The organism is Inquilinus sp. CA228, assembly GCF_052078665.1.
Classification (GTDB): domain Bacteria; phylum Pseudomonadota; class Alphaproteobacteria; order DSM-16000; family Inquilinaceae; genus Inquilinus.
In genome coordinates this window covers 91,958-98,695 of record NZ_JBQJIK010000023.1, presented here as the reverse complement: position 1 = coordinate 98,695, position 6,738 = coordinate 91,958, and the positions used below count along the sequence as shown (strand labels likewise).

6 protein-coding genes are annotated in these 6,738 nt (G+C 71.6%); 1 reads left to right on the top strand and 5 read right to left on the bottom strand.

Annotated features, from left to right (window positions below):
* Positions 1 to 302 precede the first annotated feature (302 nt).
* From ACTOWL_RS13765 to ACTOWL_RS13750, 4 genes are all read right to left on the bottom strand, one after another.
* Positions 303 to 725, bottom strand: a complete 423-nt coding sequence (locus ACTOWL_RS13765; RefSeq protein ID WP_441321802.1) for a DUF1489 family protein — start codon at positions 723 to 725, stop codon at positions 303 to 305.
* A 44-nt stretch (positions 726 to 769) separates the two neighbouring features.
* On the bottom strand, positions 770 to 1,672 hold the full coding sequence (locus tag ACTOWL_RS13760) for a hydroxymethylglutaryl-CoA lyase (protein WP_441321801.1): 903 nt from the start codon (positions 1,670 to 1,672) through the stop codon (positions 770 to 772).
* A 1-nt stretch (position 1,673) separates the two neighbouring features.
* A complete protein-coding gene (locus tag ACTOWL_RS13755) occupies positions 1,674 to 3,641 on the bottom strand; it encodes an acetyl/propionyl/methylcrotonyl-CoA carboxylase subunit alpha (RefSeq protein WP_441321800.1) in 1,968 nt (655 codons plus the stop codon).
* Between the two features lie 78 nt (positions 3,642 to 3,719).
* Positions 3,720 to 4,355, bottom strand: a complete 636-nt coding sequence (locus ACTOWL_RS13750; RefSeq protein ID WP_441321799.1) for a LysE family translocator — start codon at positions 4,353 to 4,355, stop codon at positions 3,720 to 3,722.
* A gap of 226 nt (positions 4,356 to 4,581) precedes the next feature.
* Here ACTOWL_RS13750 and ACTOWL_RS13745 point away from each other — a divergent pair, with 226 nt between their 5' ends.
* The gene (locus ACTOWL_RS13745; RefSeq protein ID WP_441321798.1) at positions 4,582 to 5,454 is read left to right on the top strand and encodes a calcium-binding protein; all 873 of its coding nucleotides are present in this window, start codon (positions 4,582 to 4,584) and stop codon (positions 5,452 to 5,454) included.
* On the opposite strand, the gene ACTOWL_RS13740 is transcribed toward ACTOWL_RS13745, so the two are convergent.
* Complete coding sequence (locus ACTOWL_RS13740; protein ID WP_441321797.1) at positions 5,444 to 6,709, bottom strand: NAD(P)/FAD-dependent oxidoreductase; 1,266 nt, start codon at positions 6,707 to 6,709, stop codon at positions 5,444 to 5,446. The genes ACTOWL_RS13745 and ACTOWL_RS13740 overlap by 11 nt on opposite strands.
* Positions 6,710 to 6,738: the final 29 nt, after the last annotated feature.

The following is a 6,738-nucleotide window of genomic DNA, read 5'->3' as shown; positions in this document are numbered from 1 at the left end:
CTCCAATGCTTCTCACTTGTCCAAGATCCGTCGCCCTTCACACCAGTTTCCTGGCTCCAGAGCCGCATCCCCCCGTCGCGCCGCCCCCTTCCAGGGCCGGCCCGCCAGGGCAGAAACGTCGATGTAAGTTACCGACCCGGCTTTTGCAACCTCTTTTGGCTGCCCTCCGCTGCGTCGCTCTCTTTCGAGTTCGTCGCCGCGGCGTCGCCGTCGGTGGAGCGGTTTATAGGGGGGTGATCCGGACCGCGCAAGCGCTTTTTTGCACTTCCGTGAATTTCTTTCCCAGGCCCCGGACGCCCCGCTCAGAGCAGCCCGAGAGCCCTGAGTTCCTGCCGCAGATGGGCCGGCAGATCGCTCTCCGACGCCGCCCCAAGGTCGCGCGGCGCCGCGTCCGGATCGAGATAGCGCCAGCCCTGGAAGGCACGCAGCGGCCGGGCCTCCACCGCCGTCAGCTCCGGGTCGTAGAGCAGCCGGCAATAGGTGTCGCCGTCCTCGTCGGTCACCATGAACATGTCGAGGATCGGCTGCCGCACCAGGATGACGTGGCGGATCACCCAGAAGATCGAGCCGCCGTCGATCAGATCGTCGCGGCGGGTCGGCATGCGCTTGGTGTAGCCGTAGACGACCTCGCGCCCCTCGACGATGTGACGCCGGCCCTGCTGGACCGTGGCGAGCTGGGCCGGCTCGGAAATGCCGACGGCGACCTTCAACAGATGGACAGACACAGTTCCTCCATGGCCGCGCCATCGCGGCCACGCTTCGGGATGAATCAGGCGTCGCGGGCGATCAGCGCGCGAGCCACCCTGGAGGCCGGCTGTCGGTCGAGCACGCCCGAGATGAATCGGGTGGCGTCGAGCAGCCGGTCCAGGGCGACGCCGCTGGCGATGCCGAGGCCGTCGAGAAGATAGACCACATCCTCGGTCGCGACATTGCCCGTGGCGCCCTTGGCATAGGGACAGCCGCCGAGCCCCGCCACCGCCGAATCGACCACGGCGACGCCGCGCTCCAGCGCCGCGTGGATGTTGGCGACGGCCATGCCATAGGTGTCGTGGAAATGGACCGACAGCGATTCGCGCGGAATCCGTGCCGCCACGGCCTCGATCATCGCCACCGCCTTGCCCGGCGTGCCGACGCCGATGGTGTCGCCCAGGCTGATCTCGTAGCAGCCGAGATCGAACAAAGCGGCTGACACCTCGGCCACCCTGGCCGGCGGCACCTCGCCCTCATAAGGGCAGCCGAGCACACAGGAGACGTAGCCGCGCACCTTCAGCCCCGCCGCCCGGGCTCGGGCCACGACCGGGGCGAATCGCGCCAGGCTCTCGGCGATCGAGCAGTTGATGTTGCGCCGGCTGAAGCTTTCCGAGGCGGCGCCGAACACCGCGATCTCGGTCGCCCCCACGGCCAGCGCGGCGTCGAGGCCGGTCTCGTTCGGCACCAGCACCGGGTAGGAGATGCCGGGCGCGCGCGTGATCCGGGCCATCACCTCGGCCGAATCGGCCATCTGCGGCACCCATTTCGGGCTGACGAAGGCGCCGGCCTCGATCACCGTCAGCCCGGTGGCCGACAGACGGTCGATCAGCCCGACCTTGGCCTCGAGCGGCACCACCGCCTTCTCGTTCTGCAGCCCGTCGCGCGGGCCGACCTCGACGATTCGGACCTTGGCCGGAAGCATGTCAGACGGCCTCGAAGCCGATCAGGGCCACGCCTTCGTCGACCTGGTCGCCGGCGGCGAAGGGCAGGCTGGTGACGGTGCCGTCCGCCGGCGCGGCCACGGTGTGCTCCATCTTCATCGCCTCCAGCACGATCAGGGGCTGGCCCTTGGTGACCTTGGCGCCGGCCTCGACCAGCACCGCGATCACCCGGCCCGGCATCGGCGCGGTCAGCCGGCTGCCGCCGCCGGCCTCCTCGCCGGCATGGGCCAGCGGGTCGATGATGCCGAACACCCGGTCGGCGCCGTCGCGCAGCACGGCGACCCTCTCCCCGGTCGCCACGATCGTCGCCCGCATTGTGCGGTCGCCGATCCGGGCGGTCAGCACGCCGTCGGCCAGCGTGCCGCCGGCCTCGACCGGCCCGTCCGGCGTGCCGATCGACAGCCCTCCATGCCTGCGGTAGCGCACCGCCACCGGGATCTCGGCGTCGCGGTCGGCCAGGCGCAGCACCTCCACCGCCTCGTCGTTCATCCGCCAGCCATCGGCCAGGCCCCAGGGGCTGGCGCGGTCGCGGGCGCGGCCCAGCACGAGCCCGAGGGCTGCGAGCGCGATGTCCTCCGAGGCGGCCGGGGTCGGCGGCGGCAACAGCTCCGCCGCGTGGCGGCCGATGAAGCCGGTGTCGAGCTCGGCCGCGGCGAAGGCCGGGTGGCGCGCGATCGCCCGCAGGAAGTCGAGATTGGTGGCGAGCCCGGCGATCCGCGCCTGGTCCAGCGCCCGGGCCAGCCGCCGCACCGCCGCCGGCCGGTCGACGTCCCAGACGATCAGCTTGGCGATCATCGGGTCGTAATGGATCGAGATCGAATCGCCCTGGCGCACCCCCGAATCGACCCGGACATGCGGCGGCTCCTCGGGCAAAGCGAGATGCGCCAGCCGCCCCGTCTGCGGCAGGAACCCGGCCTGCGGGTCCTCGGCATAGAGCCGGACCTCGATCGCCGCGCCGTTGATGGCGAGATCGTCCTGGCCCAGCGGGAGTTCCCCGCCGGCCGCGACCCGCAGCTGCCATTCGACCAGGTCGAGCCCGGTGATCGCCTCGGTCACCGGATGCTCGACCTGCAGCCGCGTGTTCATCTCCATGAAGTAGAAGCGGCCGTCGGTGTCGAGCAGGAACTCGACCGTGCCGGCGCCGACATAGCCGATGGCCTGGGCCGCGGCGACTGCCGCCTCCCCCATCGCCTTGCGGATGGCCGGGTCGAGGCCGGGGGCCGGCGCCTCCTCCACCACCTTCTGGTGGCGGCGCTGGATCGAGCAGTCGCGCTCGAACAGGTAGAGGCAGTGGCCGTGGCCGTCGGCGAAGACCTGGATCTCGACATGGCGCGGCCGGGCCAGATAGCGCTCGACCAGCACCCGGTCGTTGCCGAAGGAGGACGCGGCCTCGCGCTGGGCGCCGGCGAGCTGGGCGGCGAAATCCTCCGCCCGCTCGACCACGCGCATGCCCTTGCCGCCGCCGCCGGCCGAGGCCTTGATCAGCACCGGGAAGCCGATCTTCGCCACCTCCGCCGCCAGCCGCGCGGGATCCTGGTCGGCCTCGTGATAGCCCGGCACCAGCGGCACGCCGGCCGCCGCCATCAGCGCCTTGGCCTCGCTCTTGCCGCCCATGGCGCGGATCGCGGCCGGCGGCGGGCCGACGAAGGTGATGCCGGCCTCGGCGCAGGCCTCGGCGAACGCCGCATTCTCCGACAGGAAGCCGTAGCCGGGATGGATCGCCTGGGCGCCGGTGGCCTTGGCCGCGGCCAGGATGGCGTCGATCTTCAGATAGCTTTCACGGGCCGGGGCCGGGCCGATGCGGACCGCGGAATCGGCCTCGGCGACATGGCGCGCCCCGGCATCGGCGTCGGAATGGACCGCGACGGTGCGCAGGCCGAGGCGCCGCGCGGTGCGGATCACCCGGCAGGCGATCTCCCCGCGATTGGCGATCAGAAGCGTGTCGAACATTCGGGTCCCGAATCTGCCGCTGGGTTCGGGCAACAATCTAACAGGGCCGGTCCGCGGCGCACGCGGGAAATCGAAACGCTATTTCGGACGCCCGTCGGCCAGCACCAGCCGCGCCGCCAGGCCGAGGAAGACGATGCCGGTGAAGCCGTTCAGCAGCCGCGCCACGATCGGCCGCCGGGACAGGATCCGGCCGACGCCGCCCGAGGACATGCCGACCAGGGCGTTGATGGTGGTGCCGGAGATGTTGCCCAGCGTGCCCAGCACCAGGATCTGCAGCACCGCGCTGTGCGCCGGCTCGACGAATTGCGGCAGGAAGGCGATGAAGAACAGCGTCACCTTCGGGTTCAGGACATTGGTCACCATGCCGTCGAGGAAGATCCGGCCCGCCGGCCGCGGCGGCAGCGGCCCGGCAGCGCCGAGGCCGGACGCCGTGGAGCGCAGCGCCTTGACCCCGAGCCAGAGCAGATAGGCGGCGCCGCCCCAGCGCAGGATCTCGAAGGCGGTCGGCGAGGCGGCGAACAGCCCGGCCAGGCCGAGCGCCGCCGCCACGGTGTGCACGGCCGCGCCGCCGCCGATGCCCAGTGCCGCAGCCAGGCCTGCGCGCGGGCCGCGGGAAACACCGTTGGCGAAGCAGAACAGCATGTCGGGCCCGGGCGTGAGGTTCAACGCCAGGGCGGCGGCCATGTACAGCGCGAGCGTTGCCGGATCGAACATGACGGTCCCGTTGCGAGGGAGGCGGTGGGCGGCGCGCCAGCCTAGGCCCTCGGCGGGCGGCGCGCATCTCTCGTTTGGGAGATGCTGGAATTCCGGCCCAATCCTAATGTCGCGCATTCCCGGCTATGCAAATCAGGCCGGGCCAAGTCCGCATGCACCGCGCCGATTCCGGCCGCGACCGACCTGCACAGCGGCCCAGAGGAAACAGTCCAAGAAGGGGGAAACCATGGCGATCCTGTTCGGCAACGGCGCCGACAACACCATCTTCGGCACCAGCTCCAACGACCTGATCTTCGGCTTCGCCGGCGACGACCTGCTGATCGGCAACGACGGCAGCGACATCCTGGTGGCCGGCGCCGGCCGGGACCTGCTGTTCGGCGGGGTCGGCAACGACACCCTCCGGGGCGAGCTGGGAGACGATTCCCTCTCCGGCGGCGTCGGCATCGACACCCTATCGGGTGGCCTGGGCCAGGACCTGCTGAACGGCGGCCTGGGAGCCGATGTGCTGGATGGCGGGTTGGGCGTCGACACCGCGTCCTATGTCAACTCTGCCGTCGGGGTGGAGGTCTTCCTGCTGTTCGGCTGGGGCTTCGAGGGCGATGCCGAGGGCGACACCCTGATCCAGATCGAGAACGTGACCGGGTCGAGCCACGACGACAACCTGCAGGGCAATATCGGCGCGAACACGCTGATCGGCGGGGCCGGCGACGACCTGCTCGCCGGCAACGCCGGCAACGACCGGCTGGTTGGGGGCGCCGGCGCCGATTTCCTCTCCGGCGGCCCCGGTGCCGACCGCTACATCTACACCGACATCGCGGACAGCGTCTTCCGCGACCCCGACAGGATCGATTTCAACCAGGGGGACGGCGACCGCGTCGACCTCTCCGCCATCGACGCCGACACCACGGCGGTCGGCAACCAGGCCTTCACCTTCATCGGCGCCGCCGCATTCAGCGGCCAGGCCGGCGAGCTCCGGTTCCTGCACATCCAGGGGCCGGACAACATCCAGGGCGATGTCGACGGCGACGGCCATGCCGATTTCCGGATCGACCTCTACAGCGATGTCCTCGCCATGACGGCCGCCGATTTCATTCTGTGAGGCGGGATCCGGCCTGGAACCGGTCGGCGCGGTAGGGCGACGGGTCGACCACGGTCTCGGCGCCGGTGATCATCTCGGCCAGCAGCCGGCCGGTGACCGGCCCCAGGGTGAAGCCGTGATGGGCGTGGCCGAAGGCGAGCCACAGCCCCTTGTGCCACGGCGCCGGGCCGATCACCGGCCGCATGTCGGGCAGGCAGGGCCGTGCGCCCATCCAGGGCTGGTCGTCGACCCGGCTGTCCAGCGGGAACAGGATCCGTGCCGCGGCCTCGGCCGCCTGGAGCTGCACCGGCGTCGGCGGGGCATCGCGCGCGCCGATCTCGATGCCCGTGGTCAGGCGCACGCCGCGCGCCATCGGCGTCAGCAGGAAGCCCTGGTCGTCGTCCAGCACCGGGCGGTGCAGCACGGCGTTGCCGCGCGGCCGGTAATGCATGTGGTAGCCGCGCTTGACCGCGAGCGGCAGGCGGTAGCCGAGCGGCCGCAGCAGGTCGAGCGACCAGGGCCCGAGCGCCACCACCGCCTCGCGCGCCGACACCGGGCCGTCCGGCCCCTGCAGGCTCCAGCCGCCTTCCGCCGGCTGCAGCGACCGGGCGTCGGCCTGCACCAGGCGGCCGCCGCGGCGCAGGAACAGCTCGGCATAGCCTTTGGTGACGGCGCCGGGGTCTGAGACGGACACGGGGTCCATCCAGTGCACGCCGCCGGCCAGCCCGTCCGCCAGATGCGGCTCCAGCGCCCGGACCTGCGCCGGGTCGAGCACGCCGAAAGCGAGACCATGGGCGGCCGCCGTCGCCGTCCCCGCGACGCCGGCCTCGAGGCTGCGGGCGCTGCGGTAGACGGAGAGCCAGCCGGTGTCGCGCGCCAGATGGGTGATGCCGGCCTGCTCCAGCAGCGGCCGATGCTCGTCCAGGCAGCGCTCGATCAGCGGCAGCATCGCCCGCGCCGCCTCGGCCAAACGGGCCGGGGAGGAATGGCGCCAGTACTGGAACAGCCAGGGCGCGATCCGCGGCAGGAAGGCCCAGTGGTAGCGGGCGTCGATCCGCCGGTTCGAGGCGTAGCGCAGCAGCTCGGTCAGCGACCGCGGGAAGGCGTAGGGCACGACGCTGGCGCGCTCGATCAGCCCGGCATTGCCGTGGCTGGTCTCCTCGCCCGGGCCGCGGCGGTCGACCAGCACCACCGACCGGCCGCGCGCCTGCAGATGCAGGGCGGTCGAGACCCCGACGATTCCGGCCCCGAGCACGGCGACATCGCATCTGATCACGGTCCGATTGCCCTCTCTGGAGGCCGGCC